Genomic DNA, 17,977 nt, shown 5'->3' with positions numbered 1-17,977 from the left:
CGCTGTCCACGGAACCGCGCTGTCCTCGAAGCTGTCCAAAGAGCATGCGGACGGGCATGCGAGGGGAAGTGCGCACGATGCAGGCAACGCACACGCGCGAGGTCGCACTGGTGGTCGGGATGGCCGCCGCCGGGGTGCTGACCGCCGCCCTGATCGTCATCGGCCCGGTGGCCGCCGCGCACGCTCCCAGGTATCCCCAGGTCACCGACGTCCGCATGCCGGAGCAGCCGCGGCCGTAGCGGTTTTTGGCAGACTGGCCCCGGGCTGCGACACTTGCTTCTGAGATGACCGAGCAGCATTCACCGTGGGCTCAGCCGGACACGCAGGTCGTGCTGGCGCCCGTCGGGCCGGCGCCGACGATTCAGCGCACGGCCGAGCCGCCGCGCGCCGCGCCGGGTTACCAGTCGGGCCGGGTCTCGGGCATCGGCGTCCCGCCCATCGTGCCGCCGCCCTCGTTCCCGCCGCCCGGCGGTGGCGGTGGCGACGACGACGACCCGGTGAAGCGCAACAAGCGGATTCTGAAGGTCCTCAGCGGCGGCGCGGTCGCGGTCGTCGTCGTCGGCCTGGTCGTCATCCTCGTCTCGCTCATGACCGGCAACGCCAACACGCCGGGCGGCCTCTTCGGCAACCGCCCGGAGGGCCCCAGCGACACCCGCCCCGAGCTGGCCCGCCGCTGCCCGCCGCCGACCATCCCGCCGGAGGCCCCGCCGGGCGGCACGGAGGTGCCGGCCGGCCCGCGGATCTCCGACGAGGAGTCGGGGATCTCCTACAAGCAGTTCGGCGCGCCCTGGGAGCCGTGGGACAACGCGTGGGTCGACCGCGGCGACCTGAAGGTCACCTACCGGATCGGTCAGCACTTCGTCACCGAGCCCAACTACCGCGGCAACAACGACTACCACGCGACGATCCTCTCCGGGCACGTCCCGGCCGCGGTCAACGACGGCATGGTGCTGGACCTCAAGTGCGTCGGCGACCAGATCGCCGCCGACGTGCGGATCAGCTTCTACCCGGAGCAGAACACGATCGAGCAGATCTCCGCGAAGGACCTGACGCTCGGCGGCCGCCCGGCCCGGCTGCTGAAGTTCCGCCTGCACTTCTCCCAGGTGGGGCTGCGGGCGAAGAGCGAGCTGGTCTCGATCGCCCTCATCGACCTCGGCAAACCCGAAGCGGCGATCCTGTATGTGTCGATCCCCGACACCCACCGGCAGTTCGACCCGATCGCCGACGAGGCCCCCGAGTCGGTCCGTCCCCTGTAGCCGGAAGCCGACTGGCGCGGGTTGCGTCGATCCGTCACGCTAGCGCGGTGAAGAAGGCCGCACTGGTTGCAGGAGTCGTGCTCGCACTCGTCCCCGTGAGTCCGGCGTGGGCGGACGGCATCCGTGACGATCAGTGGCCCCTGCAATACCTGCGGGTGAGCGAGGCCAACGAGAAGACCCGCGGCGAGGGCGTCACGGTCGCGATCATCGACAACGGCGTGGACCGCAACCACGTCGACCTGACCGCCAGCGTGCTGCCCGCGATCTACACCAACGGCGCGCTGACCGCGCCCGGCGACCCCGACGGGCACGGCACGGCCCTCGCCGGGCTGATCGCCGGGCAGGGCCACGGCGCCAACCGGCAGAACGGGGTGGTCGGCATCGCGCCGGGCGTCGACATCCTGCCGGTGGTCCTCGGCAGCCCCGCGACCCCGGACCCGACCGGCGTGCGCGGCGGCGCCCACACCATTACCGCTGACCAGTTGGCCGAGGGCATCGAGCTGGCCACCGTCCGCGGCGCGAAGGTCATCGTCGTCGGTTACTCCGTCGGCGGCAGCGAGCGGCTCCAGCAGGCGGTCCGGGAGGCCCTCGCCGCCGACGCGGTCATCGTCGCCGCCGACGGCAACCGCGCCGGTGAGGCGTTCGAGCCCTACCCGGCCGCGTATGACGGGGTCCTCGCGGCGGTCCCGCTGTCGCGCGCCGGCGACGTGCTCGTCACCTCCGACAGCGGCCGCAAGCTCGGCTTCGGCGTGCCGGGTGAGGACATCATGACGACCAACACGGGCGGCGGCTACCGGGTCGACGCCGGCAGCGCCTCCGCCGGCGTGCTCGCCGCGGCCGTGGCGCTGGTCCGCGCGGCGTATCCGAAGCTGCCCGCCGACGAGATCGTGCACCGGCTGTCGGTGACCGCCGTCGATGCCGGCGTCACCGGCGCGGACCCGGTGTTCGGCGTCGGCCGCGTCGACCTGGTGCCCGCGCTGACCAGGGTGATCCCGCTCGCCCACCCGCCGTCGCCGTCGGCCGTGCCGGCGCCGTCCACCGCGGCGCCGGCGTCCGTGCCGCCCCTGGCCGCCGATCCGCTGCACCCCAGGTCGCGGGGCAACCTGGGGTGGCTGCTGAGCCTGCCGCTGATCGCGTTCATCGGGGTGCTGCTCTGGTACGCCCTGCGCGCCGAGCACCGGCTGCGCCGCGCCGAGCGGGCCGGGTCAAGGGCCGGGTCACACGCCGACTCACACGCCGGCTCACGCGCCGAGGAGCCCGCCGGTAGCACCGGGTAGGCGGTCGGCGACGGCGAATCGCGCGGGACGGGATAGATTCGACGGGTGCCTCGTCGTAGTCCCGCTGTGCGGATTCCCGCGTCCAAGTATCCCGTCGAGCGCCTCACCCTTCCGAACGGTCTGCGGGTGGTGCTCTCACCCGACCGGGCCGCCCCCGTCGTCGGCGTCGCGGTCGTCTATGACGTCGGCATCCGCTCCGAGCCGCAGGGCCGCACCGGCTTCGCCCACCTGTTCGAGCACCTGATGTTCCAGGGCTCCGAGAGCCTGGAGAAGCTCGCCCACTTCCGTTACGTGCAGGGCTCCGGCGGCACGTTCAACGGATCGACCCACTTCGACTACACCGACTACTTCGAGACGCTGCCGTCCAACGCGTTGGAGCGGGCGCTGTTCCTCGAGGCCGACCGGATGCGCTCCCCCCGCCTGACGGAGGAGAACCTGCGCAACCAGGTCGACGTGGTCAAGGAGGAGATCCGGGTCAACGTCCTCAACCGGCCCTACGGCGGCTTCCCCTGGCTGCGGCTGCCCCCGGTCATGTTCGACACGTTCGCCAACGCCCACGACGGCTACGGCTCGTTCGACGACCTGGAGTCCGCGACCGTGCCCGACGCCGCCGACTTCTTCGACCGCTACTACGCCTGCGGCAACGCGGTGCTCGCGGTCTCCGGCGACTTCGACGTGGCGACCGCGACCGCGCTGATCGAGCGGCACTTCGGCGACGTCCCGGGCCGCCCGGCGCCGGCCCGCCCCGACTTCGCCGAGCCCGACCTGACCGCCGAGCGCCGCTCCTCCTACGAGGACCGTCTCGCCCCGCTGCCCGCGGTCGCGGCGGCGTGGCGGGTCCCGGACCCGATCAACGACATCGAGGCCTACCTCCCGTATGTCGTGCTCGCCGAGGTCCTCACCGACGGCGACGCGTCCCGGCTGGTCGAGCGCCTGGTGCTGCGTGACCGCACGGTGACCAGCGTCGGCGGCTACGTCGGCTTCATGGGCGAGCCGTTCGCGGTGCGCGACCCCACCGCGCTGGTCCTGCAGGCGCACCTGCCCCCGGGCGGCGACGTCGACAAGGTCCTGCGCACCGTCGAGGAGGAGTGCCAGCGGATCGCCACGGACGGCCTCGCCGAGGACGAGCTCAGCCGCACCCAGGCCCGTATGGCCACACACCTGCTGCGCGACACCGACGCGGTGCTCGGCCGGGCGCTGCAGATGGCGGTCCTGGAGCAGCAGCGCGGCGAGCCCGAGCTGCTCAACCAGCTCCACACGCTGATCGGTGGCGTCACCGAGGAGCAGATCATCGCCGCGGCGGCCACGCTGGTCCCGTCGCGCCGCGCCGCGGTCGAGGTCATTGCCGGAGGAGCCAAGTGACTGCCGAAACCCTGCTCCGCACCGTGCCCGTGCTCGGGCCCAACCGGCCGCTGAAGCTGCCGAAGACCGTCGAGCGGACCCTCGACAACGGGCTGACCGTGATCGCGTTGCGCCGCTCGTCGGTGCCGCTGGTCGAGGTCCGGCTGCGGGTGCCGTTCGCGAAGGCGCACCTGGCCCGCGCCGCGCTGCTCACCCAGACCGTGCTGTCCGGCACGACCGCGATGTCGACCGTCGACATCGCCGCCGAGCTGCAGAAGGTCGGCGGCGGGCTGTCCGCCGGCGCCGACCCGGACCGGCTGCTGATCTCCGGCAACGCGCTCGTCGGCGGCCTCGACCGGCTGCTGGACCTGCTCGCCGAGGTGCTCACCGACGCCAACTACCCGGCGGAGGAGGTCAGCACCGAGCGGGCCCGCCTCGTCGACCGGATCCGGGTCGCGCAGAGCCAGCCCAGCCACCTCGCCCGCGCCGCGCTGCTCAAGCGGATGTACGGCAGACACCCGTACGCGATCCAGACCCCGGCGCCGGAGCAGGTCGAGGCCGTCACCCCCGCCTCGCTGCGCACCCTGCACGCCGAGCGGGTGCACCCGACCGGGGCGACCCTCGTCATCGTCGGCGACATCACGCCGGAGAAGGCGATCGCCGCCGCCGAGCGGATGCTGGGGAAGTGGGACGGCGCGGGCACGAGCGTCGACCTGCCGCCGACGCCGGAGCTGAAGCCGGGGCCGCTGACCCTGGTCGACCGGCCCGGCTCCGTGCAGTCGTCGCTGCGCCTGGCGCTGCCCGCGGTGTCCCGCCGGCACCCCGACCACGCCGCGCTGCAGCTGGCCAACCTCGTCTTCGGCGGCTACTTCTCCTCCCGCTGGGTGGAGAACATCCGTGAGGACAAGGGCTACACGTACGGGCCGCACTCCCTCGTCGAGCACGCCGTCGCCGGGTCGGCGCTGGTCGTCGCCGCAGAGGTGGCGACCGCGGTCACCGGGCCGGCGCTGCTGGAGACGCTCTACGAGCTGGGCCGGCTGGCCAGCCTCCCGCCGAAGGAGGAAGAGCTGGAGCAGGCCCGGCAGTACGCGCTCGGCACGCTGCAGCTGGGCATGTCCACGCAGGCGGGGCTCGCCGGGCTGGTCTCCACCTACGCCGGGTTCGGGCTGCGCCTGGACTATCTCGCCGAGCACGCCGCCCGGCTGGCCCGGGTCAGCCGCGAGGACGTGGCGGCCGCGGCGGCGCAGTACCTCGCGCCGTCCCGGATCGCGGCCGTCGTCCTCGGCGACGCCGAGCAGATCGAGAAGCCGCTCGCGGCGCTGACGGCGGTCACCCGAGCGGCGTCATGACGGGCTCTGAGCGTCCGGTTGCTTCTGGACGGCGACGCCAGTGCGCAGCCGCTTCCGGACGGCGGCGCCGGTGCGCTGCGGGATGACCTCGTGACCGACGTTGCCGCCGCCCGGCCGGGGCCTCCGCTCGCGCGGGGTGTGCTCGACCGGGCGGCGCACCGCCGCACCGACGCCGCCTGGCTGGACGCGGCCTTCACCCGGGCCAGGGTCGTGGTCGTCGACGACGGGCACATGCTGGTCCGCGGTGACGACCCGCCCGAGCTCGTCTACGTGGACCCGGCCGACGCGCCGCAGGGCGAGCGGTTCTTCCTCGGCGAGGACACCGACGGCACCGCCTACTTCGCGGTCGCCGCGGACGTGGCCGTGCTGCCCGGCACGCGGCGGGTCACGCTGCGCCAGGTCGGGCACGCGCTGCCGGACCTGCCGGCCGGGCTGTTCATCACCGCCGTCGGGCTGGCCAACTGGCACTCGCGGCACCCGTACAGCCCCCTGAGCGGCAAACTGACGGTCCCGGCGCAGGCGGGGTGGGTGCGGACCACCGAGGACGGCGCCGAGACGCTGTGGCCGCGGACCGACCCGGCCGTGATCATGCTGGTGCACGACGGGGTCGACGGACCCGGCGGGCGCTGCCTGCTGGGCTGCAACGCGCAGTGGCCGGCGGCCAACGGCATCCGGCGCTACTCGACCCTGGCCGGGTTCGTCGAGCCCGGCGAGTCCGCGGAGATGGCCGTCGCGCGCGAGGTCCTCGAAGAGGTCGGCGTCGTCGTCGGCGACGTCACCTACGTGGCGAGCCAGCCGTGGCCGTTCCCCGGCTCCCTCATGCTCGGGTTCCACGCCACGGCACCGGTCGGCGCGCCGGTCGTGGTCGACGCCACGGAGATCCTCGAGGGCCGGTGGTTCTCCCGTGCCGAGATCGCGCCGGTACTGGCGGGGGAGTCCTCCGACTTCGGCCTGCCGTTCCCGGCGTCGATCGCGCACTACCTGATCACGGAATGGCTGGGTTAGCCCCGCTGCTCACGGCGAGCCCCTGCCGAGCGCTTCGCGGTGCCAGCGGTCGCACCAGCGGTCGAGGACCCCGGCGGCGTGTGCCGGGGTCACGGCACGGATGTCGTGGTCGATCTTGTGCGCGCCGAACGCCTGCGTCGGGTGCCAGTCGAGGTCGCGCCACAGCGCCTCCTCCGTCACCCGCCCGGCGGGTTCGACGACCCGGCGCAGCAGCGACAGCGGCGTGTCCACGTCCGTCTCGCCGTCGACGCGGACGAAATACGTGATGAGCGTCCGCGGGGCGGGCGGCGGACCGGTCCGCCACGCCGTCAGCGCGTCCTCGGTCAGCCGGCCGTCCGGCTCCGGCGCGGGCGCGCGGAAGTCGTGCCGGCGCATCTGCCGCAGCAGGTCCTGCTCGGGGGCGAGCCCGTCGTCGAGGATCTCGGCGACGAACCGCTCCGGCCACAGCCACAACCCGTCGGTGTGCAGCACGCCCGGACCGTGCCCACGGCCGATCGCGGTGCCGCCGGACAGATAGTCGGCGATGCGCCGCCGGCGCCCCGGGTCGGCCACCCGCGGCCGCTCGGGCGCGTGGTAGGTCCCCTGGTGAGCCCCAGGTCCCCGGGCGCCGGACACGGCGAAGTCGCGAGCCACCCGCATGCCGGTCACCGTAGTGAGCCGGCGGCTCCCTGTGAAGGGTCAGCTACTGACCGCGTTGGCCAGCTGGGCCTTGACCTGGACGATCGTCGGGTTCGTCAGGGCGGTGCCATCGTCGAACTTCAACGTCGGGACCGTCTGGTTGCCCCCGTTGACGCTCTCGACGAACGTCGCCGCGGCGGGGTCCCGCTCGATGTCGACGACCTGGTACTGGATGCCCTCACGGTCCATCTGCGACTTCAGGCGGTGGCAGTAGCCACACCACGTGGTCGAGTACATCGTCAGCATCCGGTGCTCCTCCGTCGTTTTCTCGGCAGGTACTTCGGGGGAAACGTCATACCCGGCTGGAATGATGCCTACCTGTGGCGGACTCCTCAAACCCACTCGCAGGACTTGACCCGGAGCAGGCGTCCGTGGTCACTGCTCCGGCCGGGCCCCTGTGCGTCCTCGCGGGCGCCGGCACGGGCAAGACCAGGGCGATCACGCACCGCATCGCCCACCGGGTGCGCACCGGGCACGTCCGCGGCCAGCACGTCCTCGCCGTCACGTTCACCGCCCGCGCCGCCGCCGAGATGCGCGCCAGGCTCGGCCAGCTCGGCGCCGGCGGCGTCCAGGCGCGCACGTTCCATGCCGCGGCGCTGCGCCAGGTCCGCTATTTCGCCCCGCGGCTCTTCTCCGGCCGGGAGATGCCCGAGCTGCTGGACAGCAAGGCCCGCCTGGTCGGCCTGGCCGCCACCCGGGCCGGGGTCAAGATCGACGGCACCGGCGCCCGCGACCTCGCCGGCGAGATCGAGTGGGCCAAGTCCTCGCTCATCGAGCCTGCCGACTATGCCGTCGCCGCCGCCAAGGCGCTGCGCGAGCCACCGTTCGACGCGGCCAAGGTCGGCGAGGTCTATGCCGCCTATGAGCGGGTCAAGCGGGCCCAGGGCGTGATCGACTTCGAGGACATGATCCGGGCCGCGATCTGGGCCATGGAGGAGCACGAGGACGTCGCGGAGCAGATCCGCTCGCAGTATCGGCACTTCGTCGTCGACGAGTATCAGGACGTCAACCCGATGCAGCAGCGGCTGCTGGAGTCCTGGCTCGGCGACCGCGAGGACCTGACCGTCGTCGGTGACGCCAGCCAGACGATCTACTCGTTCACCGGCGCCAGCGCGTCCTATCTCGTCGACTTCAAGCGCCGCCACCCCGGCGCCACCGTCGTGCGCCTCGTCCGGGACTACCGGTCGACCCCGCAGGTCGTCGGCCTCGCCAACACCGTGATCGGCCAGGCCCGCGGCGAGCTGGCCCGGCTCCGGCTGGAGCTGATCGGCCAGCGCCCGCCCGGCGCCGAGCCGGTCATGCGCTCGTTCCCCGACGAGCCGCAGGAGGCCGCCGCCGTCGCGGCCCGCTGCCGCGAGCTGATCGCCGGCGGCACGCCCGCAGAGGAGATCGCCGTGCTCTTCCGGGTCAACGCGCAGTCCGAGGTCTATCAGGAGGCCCTCGCCGAGGCCGGGGTGCCCTATGTGGTGCGCGGCGCCGAGCGGTTCTTCGAGCGGGTCGAGGTCCGCCAGGCGATGATCGCGCTGCGCGCCGCCACCCGGTCCCTCGACCCGGACGCGCCCCTCACCGAGTCGGTCACCCGGGCACTGGAGGGCGTCGGCTGGCGGGCCGGCGAGGTCCCCACCGGTGGCGCCGCGCGGGAGCGGTGGGAGGCGGTGTCGGCGCTCGTCACCCTCGCCGAGAGCATGCCGGCGCTGACCCTCGAAGCCTTCAACGAGGAGCTGGCCCGCCGCGCCGCCCTGCAGCACGTGCCGACGGTCGCCGGGGTCACGTGCGCGTCGCTGCACTCGGCGAAGGGGCTGGAGTGGGACGCGGTGTTCCTCGTCGGCCTCGCCGAGGGCACCATGCCGGTCATCCACGCCCGCACCCCTGACGCGGTCGAGGAGGAGCGGCGGCTGCTCTATGTCGGCGTCACCCGCGCGAGGCACACGCTGTGGCTGTCCTATGCGGGCGCCCGCACGCCCGGCGGCCGTCCCCGGCGGGCCACCCGCTTCATGCCCGCCCTGGAGCCGGGGCGTTCCTATGAGCCCGGCCGGCGTGCGTCGTCCCCGGGCATCGGCAAGACCGAGGTGACGGCCCGGGTGAAGCGCGCCGTCGCCGTCTCGTGCCGGGTCTGCGGCGCCGGGCTGCTCAGCGGGCCGGAGCGCAAGCTGGGCCGCTGCGAGGGCTGCCCGTCCGACCGCGACGAGGAGCTCCTCGCCCGGCTGCTCGACTGGCGGGCCCGGCTCGCCGCCGTGCAGAAGGTCCCCGCGTTCGTCATATTCACGGATGTCACGCTCGCCGCGATCGCCGAACGGCGTCCCGGCCGCCGCGAGGAGCTCGCCGTCATCGCCGGCATCGGCCCCCGCAAGCTGGGACTTTACGGCGACGACGTGCTCGCGCTGGTCTCCGGCACGACGGTCGATGACCTCGTGCGGAGCGACTGATTCCGATCCGCGGAAAAGTGACAAGAACTTTTCCCGGAAATTCGATTGCCCTACCCTGAAGACGCGGCATAGCCTGCGAACACGAACGCCGGAGCACCGGCGGTCGGCCCATGACGAGTGTGGAGAGAAGGTGCGACCCGTGAAGCTCTATATCTCAGCCGAGCTACAGCCGGCGTTGCGCACCCTCTGCGCCCCGTCCCCGGTGTCGGCGCGCCGTGTCCCGACGCTGTGGCAGGAATCTGCCGTCAGAGGCGCCTTCGCGGGCGTCGCTGCCGCGCAAGGCCCGGCCGCTTCCCTGATCCCGACCGTTGCCTCTGCTCCGGCTGCCGCTCCGACCGCGTTCTTCGCGGCCACGGGTGGCGTCGCGGCCCTGGGTGGCGTCGAGGTTCCGGGCGGCGTCGAAGTCCAGGGCGTCATCCCGGCCGATCTGAGGATCGACCTGGACGTCAAGGGCGGCACCGGCACCACCGGCACCACCAGCACCATCGAGCGCGTCCGCACCGTTGAGCAGATGCCCGCCGCCGGCGGCACGCTGCTCAACCGGCGGGGAGTCCAGGTTCAGGGGACCAGTGGGCTCACCGCGAACGACAAGCACGACCTGACGGCTCCGAAGCCCAACGGCGGAGTCCGCGGCACACCACCTCGAGGCAGGCCGGTCTAACAGACCGACTTACCGGCTCACCTCGAGGCCGCGGAACCCGACACCGGGATCCGCGGCCTCAGTCATTTTGCACCGACGATCACCACCAAACGATCGAGAAACAGAAAGGGGTGACCGGGATGAGTCTGGCCTTGGCATCGCGCGATGTGCGCGTTGAGGGTGCCGACGAGCGTCTCCTCGTCGCTGCCCGGGGCGTGAAGTCCGACCTGCCGTGCCGCACCTTCGACCCGGACCTGTGGTTCGCCGACCAGCCGGCCGAGCTCGAGCTGGCCAAGTCGCTCTGCGTGGAGTGCCCTCTGCGCGTCGAGTGCCTTGCCGGCGCAGTCGAGCGCGCCGAGCCCTGGGGCGTCTGGGGTGGCGAGATCTTCGAGCGCGGCGCGGTTGTCCCGCGGAAGCGTCCGCGTGGCCGCCCGCGCAAGGAGGACGTCGCCCGCGACGCCGTCCTGCGGGTCGAGGTCGCAGCTCGCACCGCGGCCGTGGCCGCGAGCGTGGCGGCCTGACATGAGCGCACATCCGTTGTCAGCCAGCCGAGGTCTGCGCGCCGCGCAGCCGACCCGGCTTCAACTCACCGACGTACGCACCAACCTGAGGAGCATGGCCGTGTCCTTGCAACTACTCCACGAAGCACTCTCACGAGCACGAATGCGTCAGCCTCAGGCTGTCCGTCACTCTGAGGCTTCTTCGTCCGCCCGTCAGATCGCGATGCGCGCCCGCCGTGAGCAGGAGCGTCAGCTGAACCGACACTGACCTTCGTCAAAAGGCGGCCTCCCGTCCGGGAGGCCGCCTTCGGCATTCGTCTATTCGGCCTTGCGCCGGCGCGTCTTCTTCACCGAAGGCTCCGCGAATCCCGGCAGCCAGCGCTCGATGATCTCCCGATAGGGGGCCTCGGCCTCCAGCTGACACAGGACGCCGATCGAGCCGAGCGTCACGCGGTGGGTCAGCATGTACGACGGGGGCAGGTTGAGCTGCCGGCTCATCGCATACGCGGGGCTCTTCGGATTGGCGAGCCGGCCCGCCTCCGCGCGCAGCCACGCCCGGCTGAACCGGAACTTCGGCTCCGCGACCGGGTCCAGCATCGGCCTGATGTAGCTCAGCACCGCCGCCGCGTCGATCTTCGCGTCGCGCTTCACGAACCCCTCGTCCTGCAGCCCGGACAGCACCGCGTCGGCGTCACCGGCGAGCGCGAGCCGGGTCAGCCGGCCGATCACCTCCGGATGCCCGCCGGGGAGCCGGGCGACCGCACCGAAGTCGAGGACCCCGAGCCGCCCGTCGGGCAGCATCCGGAAGTTGCCCGGGTGCGGGTCGGCGTGCAGCAGCTCCGCCCGCGCGGGCGCGGAGAAGTGCAGCAACGCCATCCGCGTGCCGGCCGCGTCGCGCTCCTCGACCGTGCCCGACGCGATGATCGTCGCCAGCGGCACACCGTCGATCCACTCCGTGACGAGCACCCGCGGCGACGACGTGAGGACCTGCGGCACGCAGATGTCCGGGTCGCCCTCGAACGCTTTCACGAACGCGCGCTGTGAGGTGGCCTCCAGCTCGTAGTCGAGCTCCTCGGTGACCCGGTCCCGGATCTCCTGCACGAGCGGCTTCACGTCCAGGCCCGGCTGGATCGCCTTGAAGAGCCCGGCGAACCGGGCCAGCTGGTTGAGATCCGACCGCAGCGCCTCACCGGCGCCCGGATACTGCACCTTGACCGCCACGTCGCGACCGTCCGCCCACACGCCTCGGTGGACCTGCCCGATGCTGGCCGCGGCGGCCGGTCTGTCGTCGAACTCCTTGAACAGCTCCCGCCAGTCGTCGCCCAACGACTCCCGCAGCACCTTGTGCACGCTGGCCGCCGGCAGCGGCGGGGCGGCCTCCTGCAGCTTCGTCAGCGCGGCCCGGTAGGGCCCGGCGAGGTCCTCCGGCAGCGCCGCCTCGAAGACGGACAGCGCCTGCCCCATCTTCATCGCACCGCCCTTGAGCTGCCCGAGGACGCTGAACAGGTGCTCGGCGGTGCGGCGCTGGACATCCGCGGACACTACGTCGGCGGCCATACCGGTCACTCGCTTGCCCAGGCCGAGCGCGGCCCGCCCGGCCAACCCGAGGGGAAGCGACGCCAGTCGTGCGGTGCGGGCGACTGCGCCCCTGGGGATCTCGGTCACACGTCATTCTTACCCGTTCTGCGCTGCGCGACGACGGCGACGGCAGTCACAGCGGGGATGCGCCACCCAAACCCGGCGTCTCAGCTCACCGGCGCGAGGGATCTCGACGATCGCCGCTTCCGTCCGCGCGGCCGTCCCGTCGAGGAACGCGAGCACCTCGTCGGCGGCGAACGCCACCCCCGCCAGGGCCGTCGCGGACGCGCAGGGCTCGCCGTCGCCGGGCGGGGCCGTGGCCAGCTGCGCCGCGAGGACCGGCCAGATCGGGTCCCGGTCGCGCCGGTGCAGGTCCAGGCACGCTCCGCAGGGGGAGCTCGCCGGGCGTACCAGCGGACCGATCAGCACGGTGCCGAGCCGGACCGTCAGCTCCAGCCGCGCCAGGCCACCGAGCCGCAGGCCCCTCCTGGCGAGCGCGGGCGGGTGGCGGTCACCGACGCGCACCACGAGATCGACGTGGCCCGTCCTGGCCGCCGAGAGGTCCGCCCCGGGCGCGCACCTGGCGACGGCGTTGCCGGTCGCGACCGCCCGTGAAACTCCCACGTCGTCGGCGAGCAGACCGCCGACCAGCACGTCCCCGGCGCCGGTGACCCCGTCGACGACCAGGTCGACGTGCCCGACCCCGCTCGCCGCGAGCAGCGCCGCCAGCGGAGCCAGCAACGGGCCGTCCCCGGCGACGACGACGCGGGAGGTGTACCGGCGGCGAAGGACGTCTGCGGGCTCTTCCCTGCCCCGGTCCTCGCGCGTGGCTTCGTGCCGGTCCTTGCGCGGCTGTTCGTGCCGGTCCCTGCTTGTTGCTCCGTGCCGGTCGTTGTGCGGCTGTTCGTGCCGGTCCTTGCGCATCTGGAGGGCGATCGCCGCGGCCTCGATGCTGAGGCGGCGGTGTGCCCGCTCGGGCAGGCCGGCCGGGACCAGGGCGTGCGCGCCGACGACCAGCCCTTCGTCCCGCAGCAGGTCCACCAGGCCGCCGACGTCGGCGGCCGCCAGCCCCAGCGCCTCGCCGGCCGCCAGCACGGCGGGCTCGGTGTGCGCGCCGTCGAGCAGGTCGAGCACCCTGGCCAGCTCCGGCCGGCGCAGGTGCAGCACCACGGCGCCGGCGGGGTCGGTGCCGAGCTGGACGGTGGACGCGTCCCGCCACAGGCGGCGCAGGTTCGGCAGGAGTGTCGGTCGCATGACCGGCGAGACTGCCACCGGCGCGGACTCCGGCCGGGGTGGTTGTCCACAGGGATATCCACCGCCGGCCGGACTTGTCCACAGCCGGCCGCCGAGTTGTCCACAGCGAAAGGCGCAAACGCTTCATACCGCGCGGGCCAACTGTGCTGCGCGAGCGCGACGATCTCGGGGCTCACCCACCGGGCGGGGGGCGGCGAGGAGCCGATGTGTACGGCCCGCCGTCGGCGGCCGTGCCTGGCTGCGTGCCTGGCTACGGGTGGAGTCAGGCCTTGCCGAGGATCCGGTTGACCGTCGTGCCGCAGACCGGGCAGGCGCCCTTGGCCATCTTCATGCCCGTCTTCGAGATCGCGATCTCGCCCTCGAAGTCCCGCTTCTCCTTGCACTTGACGCAGTAGCCGTTGTACGTCTCGGCCACGATGCCCTCCTCATCTCGGTCCGGTGCACGCACCGGTGCTGACCAGCTAGGTCGACGTGGTGAGTGTGCCTTGTCGGACACTCGGGGAAAGTGCGGTAAGACGGGACACGCCGAGCGTAATCGGAAGATCTTCCTCTAACCGCACGCTACACACTATGCACAGCCTGGGGATAACTGTGTGGGCAACGGTGTGGGTTGCTGTGGATGAAATGCCTTCGGGTGGCCTTTGAGGGCCTGTTGGCGGCCTCATCGCTCCGACGACCGGCGGAATCTTTCCGGCGAGGCGCCACGAATGGGTGACATACGGGCGTGCTCCGCGAGATTGGCCCTTGCGGAGAGATGGCCGTTTCCGGCTAGCGTTCCTCCGTGAGCGGTACCCTGAGGGGGCCGGCATGACACGTAAGCCGGTCATCGAGGTGCGGCGCAGCAAGCGCCGCCGACGCACGGTGTCTGCCTACCGTGATGGTGAGCGGGTCGTCGTGCTGATCCCCGCGCAGTTCTCCCGGGCGGAGGAGCGCGAGTGGGTCGATCGCATGCTGGAGCGCCTGGCCATCCGCGAGCAGCGGGCCCGGCGCACCGACAGCGAGCTGACGGCACGCGCGCAGCGGCTCGCCGCCCGCTACCTGCCCGATCACCCCAACGCCGCCCGTCCGACCAGCGTGCGCTGGGTGCAGAACCAGAACGGGCGCTGGGGGTCGTGCACGCCGGCAGACGGTACCATCCGGATCTCGCACAGGGTGCAGGAGATGCCGGACTGGGTGATCGACTACGTCCTGTTGCACGAGCTGTCGCATCTGGTCATCGCCAGCCACAGCGCCGCCTTCTGGGCGCTCGTCGGGCGCTACCCGAAGTCGGAGCGGGCGCGGGGGTATCTTGAGGGGGTGTCAGCGGCTGCAGGTCTCGGGATCACTGAATGACTGACCCGGCGGTTTCGGCTGCGGTGATCGTGCTGCTCGTGCCGACGCCGTGGTCGCCGCCAGGGGTCGACCCTGCCTCGTGGCGTGCCGCGCTCGCCGAGGACGTCGTCGACCTGGTCGCCCCGCTGCCGCTCATCCAGCCGGCCATCGCCGCCCTGCCCGCCGACCTGCCCCTGGCCTCGAAGATCGCGTGGCCGGGCATGCCGCGATACGAGCTGCCGTCCCTCTCGATCAGCGCCGCCCTCGCGGCGGCCGCCGCCGACGGGCACGACCGCGCCGTCGTCCTCATGGCCGACGCACCCGACCTCCCGGCCATGCTGATCGGCAAGATGATCCGCCCCCTGTCCACCAGGGTGGTCGCGGTCGCCCCCGCCGCGGGCGGCGGCCTCCTGGGCGTGGCGACCCGCCTGCCGGCGCCGTCCTGGCTGCCCGACCTCGACCCCGAGACCGCCGACGTGGTCACCGCCCGCCGCCCGGCGCCGTCCCCGGCGATGGTGGCCGCCGCGCCCGGCTGGCACCGCCTCCGCGGCCCCGAGGACCTCCGCCACCTGGACATGGCCCTGGACGGCTGGGACGCCACCCGCTCCCTGCTCTCCTGAACCGAAGCCGGGCACTGCGTCGCGGCCGAGCGCGGCCGGGGCACTGCGTCGCGGGCGGGCGCCGGGACGCCGCGGAACAGTGATCTGCGGCGGCTCGGCACAGTCGCCCCGCCGCAGCCGGACCAACGGGTCTGGAGGATGCCGGCACCGGGCAGGACACCGCCCGGCGGGCCAGGAGGGCGCGCCGGGCCGGGTCTGCGGTCGTCACGCCTTCGGGGAGCCGCCCTCCCCGGGCTCGTCGCCCTGCTCCGGCGTGTCGTCCTTCTGCGGCGGGTCGCCGGCGGTCTTGTCGCCGAGACCGAGGTCGGTGTCGCTGAAGCCGAGGTCGCTCAGGTCGAGCTCGGTCCGGGCGAACAGCTCCGGGTCCGCGAACGCCTCCTCCTCCGGCAGCAGGTCCGGGTGGTCCCACAGCGCGTCCCGGCCCGCGACGCCGCGGTGCTCGAGCAGGGCCGCCCACAGGGCCGTGGCCTCGCGGAGGCGGCGGGGGCGCAGCTCGAGGCCCACCAGGGCGGCGAACGTCTGCTCGGCCGGCCCACCCGCTGCGCGGCGGCGGCGGAACGCCTCGGACAGGCGGACCACGTCGGGGAGGCGGTCGCCGGCGGCGCGGTCGACGACGTGGCAGACCCAGCCCTCGATGAGGGCGAGCGCGGTCTCCAGCCGGGCGAGGGCGGCGCGCTGCTGCGGCGTGTCCTCGGGGGTGAAGATGCCCTCCAGGACGAGCTCCTGCGGGTCGCTGCCGAGCGTCGCGGGGTCGATGCGGCTCATCGCCTCCTCGATCGCCTCGCGGTCGACATGGATGCCGGCCGCGTAGGCCTCGACGGCCGCGAAGACGTGGCTGCGCAGCCACGGGACGTGGCCGAAGAGCCGCTGGTGGGCCGCCTCGCGCAGCGCCACATACAGGCGGACCTGGTCGTCGGGGATCTCCAGGCCGCGACCGTATTCGGCGATGTTGGCCGGGATGAGCGCGGCGGTGCCGGCCGGGCCCAGCGGCAGGCCGATGTCGCCGGCGGAGAGGACCTCGGCGGCGAGCGAGCCCAGCGCCGTGCCCAGCTGGCCGCCGAGCAGGGCACCGCCGAGGGAGGCGACCATCGAGGTCATGGGCCCCATCTGGGCGCGCATCTCCTCCGGCACGAGCTCCGTCATCGCCGACACCATGCGGGCGGCGACCGGGTCGCACAGCTTCTGCCAGACGGGCAGGGTGATGTTGAGCCACTCGCCCCGGCTCCACGCGGTGGTCGACCGCACGCCGGACGGCAGGGCGGACTCCGGGTCGAGCCACAGGTCGGCCAGGCGCAGCGCCTCGATGACCCCGGCCCGCTCGGCGGGGGTGACCGACGGGTCACCGACCGGCTTCGCCGCGTCGGGGTCGCCGGTGTTCGCTGCCGGCGTAACCGCGACGCCGGGCATCGCGAAGCCGACGGGGAACTGGGCGAGGCCACCGGCGGGACCACCGCCGGTGAGGTGGGCCTGGGCGAGCTGACGTGCCAGATCCCAGTTGACCGGGCCGCCTCCGGGCGTGGCGAACAGTTGCTGCAGCTGGCTGAGGAACTGCTGCATCTGGCGCGGATCGTTGGGATCCGGCACCTCTCCGCCGGGCGGTCCGAAGCCGAACGGGATGTCTGCGGGCATGTCCCAAAGGTACTCGCTTCCGATGTACGAAAACTGAGAGCGCTAGGCTCGCCGCCATGAGACGTCGTGGCGTGACCGTGTTGGTCGGCGCGTTGCTGCTGCTGTTGCTGTCCTGGCAGACGACCGTGTTGCAGGTGCCCTACGTCGAAATGGGGCCCGGACCGACCTACAACACGCTCGGCGCCGGCGACGACGGCAAGCCGATCATCAATGTCGACGGCGCGCCGGTCACGAAGTCGGCGGGGCAGCTGCGGATGACCACGGTGTCGGTGCAGCCGCAGATGACGTTGCTCGAGGCGATGATCGGCTGGTGGCAGAAGGACCGCGCGGTGGTGCCGCGTGAGCTGATCTACCCGCCCAACCGCACAGAGCAGCAGGTCGAGGAAGAGAACAAGAAGGACTTCCAGGCGTCGCAGTCCTCGGCGGAGACGGTCGCGCTGCGCAAGCTCGGCTATCCCGTCCTGGTGGCGATCGACGAGGTGTCCGCCGGCTTCCCGGCCGAGGGCCAGCTCCAGGCGGGCGACGTGATCAACAGCATCGACGGCAAGCCGGTGACGTCGCTGGCGAAGCTCACCGAGCTGGTCCGGGCCGAGCCCGCCGGCACGCCGCGGCAGGTCGAATACACCCGCGGCGCGGACAAGCGCACGGCGACCGTGGCGACGAAGGCCGCCGACGACGGCACGCCGCGGCTCGGGATCACGGTCAAGTCGTCCCAGCCGCACCCCTTCAAGCTGTCGATCCAGCTGGACCGCATCGGCGGGCCGTCGGCCGGGCTGATGTTCACGCTCGGCATCATCGACACCATCAAGGAAGAGGACCTGACCGGCGGGATCATCATCGCCGGGACGGGCACCATCGACGACGAGGGCAATGTCGGGCCGATCGGCGGCATCCCGCAGAAGCTGGTCGCGGCGAAGGCGGCGAAGGCGAAGTTCTTCCTCACCCCGGCGGCCAACTGCGCGGAGGCCGTCGCCAATGCCCAGCCGGGCCTGCCATTGATCAAGGTCAGCACCGCCGACCAGGCGCTCACCGCGCTGGAGCAGTTGCGGGCCGGTCAGACACCAGCCGTGTGTGGTCCATGACTACGCTGAACGGGTTTCCATACGCGAACGG

Annotated in this window: 18 protein-coding genes; 12 read left to right on the top strand and 6 right to left on the bottom strand. The window is 72.7% G+C overall.

Going from position 1 to position 17,977, the window contains the following annotated elements:
- The first annotated feature begins 77 nt into the window (after positions 1-77).
- The 6 genes from ABZS58_RS22785 to nudC all read left to right on the top strand — a co-directional run bounded on the left by ABZS58_RS22785 (position 78) and on the right by nudC (position 6,228).
- Positions 78-239 carry a hypothetical protein gene (locus ABZS58_RS22785; protein ID WP_354784484.1) on the top strand — a complete coding sequence of 54 codons (162 nt, stop codon included), beginning with the start codon at positions 78-80 and terminating at the stop codon, positions 237-239.
- A gap of 45 nt (positions 240-284) precedes the next feature.
- Positions 285-1,256 carry a hypothetical protein gene (locus ABZS58_RS22780; protein ID WP_354784482.1) on the top strand — a complete coding sequence of 324 codons (972 nt, stop codon included), beginning with the start codon at positions 285-287 and terminating at the stop codon, positions 1,254-1,256.
- Between the two features lie 47 nt (positions 1,257-1,303).
- On the top strand, positions 1,304-2,533 hold the full coding sequence (locus ABZS58_RS22775) for a S8 family serine peptidase (protein ID WP_354784480.1): 1,230 nt from the start codon (positions 1,304-1,306) through the stop codon (positions 2,531-2,533).
- A 66-nt stretch (positions 2,534-2,599) separates the two neighbouring features.
- Positions 2,600-3,895: a pitrilysin family protein gene (locus ABZS58_RS22770; RefSeq protein WP_354784478.1), complete on the top strand. Its 1,296-nt coding sequence runs from the start codon at positions 2,600-2,602 to the stop codon at positions 3,893-3,895.
- On the top strand, positions 3,892-5,223 hold the full coding sequence (locus ABZS58_RS22765; protein WP_354784476.1) for a pitrilysin family protein: 1,332 nt from the start codon (positions 3,892-3,894) through the stop codon (positions 5,221-5,223). Before ABZS58_RS22770 ends, ABZS58_RS22765 begins: the two co-directional genes overlap by 4 nt.
- Positions 5,224-5,313: 90 nt before the next feature.
- Positions 5,314-6,228 (top strand): NAD(+) diphosphatase, encoded by a 915-nt coding sequence (gene nudC, locus ABZS58_RS22760; RefSeq protein ID WP_354784474.1) that lies wholly within the window; start codon positions 5,314-5,316, stop codon positions 6,226-6,228.
- A gap of 9 nt (positions 6,229-6,237) precedes the next feature.
- Here the strand turns inward: nudC and ABZS58_RS22755 are convergent, their stop codons facing one another.
- Positions 6,238-6,867 carry a hypothetical protein gene (locus tag ABZS58_RS22755; RefSeq protein WP_354784472.1) on the bottom strand — a complete coding sequence of 210 codons (630 nt, stop codon included), beginning with the start codon at positions 6,865-6,867 and terminating at the stop codon, positions 6,238-6,240.
- 39 nt (positions 6,868-6,906) lie between these two features.
- Positions 6,907-7,152 (bottom strand): mycoredoxin, encoded by a 246-nt coding sequence (locus ABZS58_RS22750; protein WP_354784470.1) that lies wholly within the window; start codon positions 7,150-7,152, stop codon positions 6,907-6,909.
- 74 nt (positions 7,153-7,226) lie between these two features.
- Here ABZS58_RS22750 and ABZS58_RS22745 point away from each other — a divergent pair, with 74 nt between their 5' ends.
- From ABZS58_RS22745 to ABZS58_RS22735, 3 genes are all read left to right on the top strand, one after another.
- On the top strand, positions 7,227-9,332 hold the full coding sequence (locus ABZS58_RS22745; protein ID WP_354784469.1) for an ATP-dependent DNA helicase UvrD2: 2,106 nt from the start codon (positions 7,227-7,229) through the stop codon (positions 9,330-9,332).
- A gap of 139 nt (positions 9,333-9,471) precedes the next feature.
- The gene (locus ABZS58_RS22740) at positions 9,472-9,993 is read left to right on the top strand and encodes a hypothetical protein (protein ID WP_354784467.1); all 522 of its coding nucleotides are present in this window, start codon (positions 9,472-9,474) and stop codon (positions 9,991-9,993) included.
- Positions 9,994-10,112: 119 nt separating this feature from the next.
- Complete coding sequence (locus tag ABZS58_RS22735) at positions 10,113-10,493, top strand: WhiB family transcriptional regulator (RefSeq protein ID WP_354784465.1); 381 nt, start codon at positions 10,113-10,115, stop codon at positions 10,491-10,493.
- A gap of 297 nt (positions 10,494-10,790) precedes the next feature.
- Here the strand turns inward: ABZS58_RS22735 and ABZS58_RS22730 are convergent, their stop codons facing one another.
- The 3 genes from ABZS58_RS22730 to ABZS58_RS22720 form a co-directional block, all read right to left on the bottom strand.
- On the bottom strand, positions 10,791-12,137 hold the full coding sequence (locus tag ABZS58_RS22730) for an AarF/ABC1/UbiB kinase family protein (RefSeq protein WP_354784463.1): 1,347 nt from the start codon (positions 12,135-12,137) through the stop codon (positions 10,791-10,793).
- A gap of 9 nt (positions 12,138-12,146) precedes the next feature.
- A complete protein-coding gene (locus ABZS58_RS22725) occupies positions 12,147-13,304 on the bottom strand; it encodes a TOMM precursor leader peptide-binding protein (protein ID WP_354784461.1) in 1,158 nt (385 codons plus the stop codon).
- Between the two features lie 262 nt (positions 13,305-13,566).
- Positions 13,567-13,719 (bottom strand): DUF5679 domain-containing protein, encoded by a 153-nt coding sequence (locus ABZS58_RS22720; protein WP_190251171.1) that lies wholly within the window; start codon positions 13,717-13,719, stop codon positions 13,567-13,569.
- A gap of 392 nt (positions 13,720-14,111) precedes the next feature.
- Here ABZS58_RS22720 and ABZS58_RS22715 point away from each other — a divergent pair, with 392 nt between their 5' ends.
- Together ABZS58_RS22715 and ABZS58_RS22710 are read left to right on the top strand one after the other, a co-directional pair.
- The gene (locus ABZS58_RS22715) at positions 14,112-14,636 is read left to right on the top strand and encodes a M48 family metallopeptidase (RefSeq protein ID WP_354784457.1); all 525 of its coding nucleotides are present in this window, start codon (positions 14,112-14,114) and stop codon (positions 14,634-14,636) included.
- A complete protein-coding gene (locus ABZS58_RS22710; RefSeq protein WP_354784455.1) occupies positions 14,633-15,235 on the top strand; it encodes a hypothetical protein in 603 nt (200 codons plus the stop codon). Before ABZS58_RS22715 ends, ABZS58_RS22710 begins: the two co-directional genes overlap by 4 nt.
- A gap of 204 nt (positions 15,236-15,439) precedes the next feature.
- Here ABZS58_RS22710 and ABZS58_RS22705 read toward each other — a convergent pair whose 3' ends face one another.
- Positions 15,440-16,864, bottom strand: a complete 1,425-nt coding sequence (locus ABZS58_RS22705) for a zinc-dependent metalloprotease (RefSeq protein WP_354784454.1) — start codon at positions 16,862-16,864, stop codon at positions 15,440-15,442.
- Between the two features lie 56 nt (positions 16,865-16,920).
- Between ABZS58_RS22705 and ABZS58_RS22700 the strand changes: the two genes are divergently transcribed.
- On the top strand, positions 16,921-17,946 hold the full coding sequence (locus ABZS58_RS22700; protein WP_354784452.1) for a PDZ domain-containing protein: 1,026 nt from the start codon (positions 16,921-16,923) through the stop codon (positions 17,944-17,946).
- Positions 17,947-17,977 lie beyond the last annotated feature (31 nt).

The organism is Dactylosporangium sp. NPDC005555 (assembly GCF_040605635.1).
Lineage (GTDB): Bacteria > Actinomycetota > Actinomycetes > Mycobacteriales > Micromonosporaceae > Dactylosporangium.
This window is presented reverse-complemented; position numbering and strand designations above follow the sequence as displayed.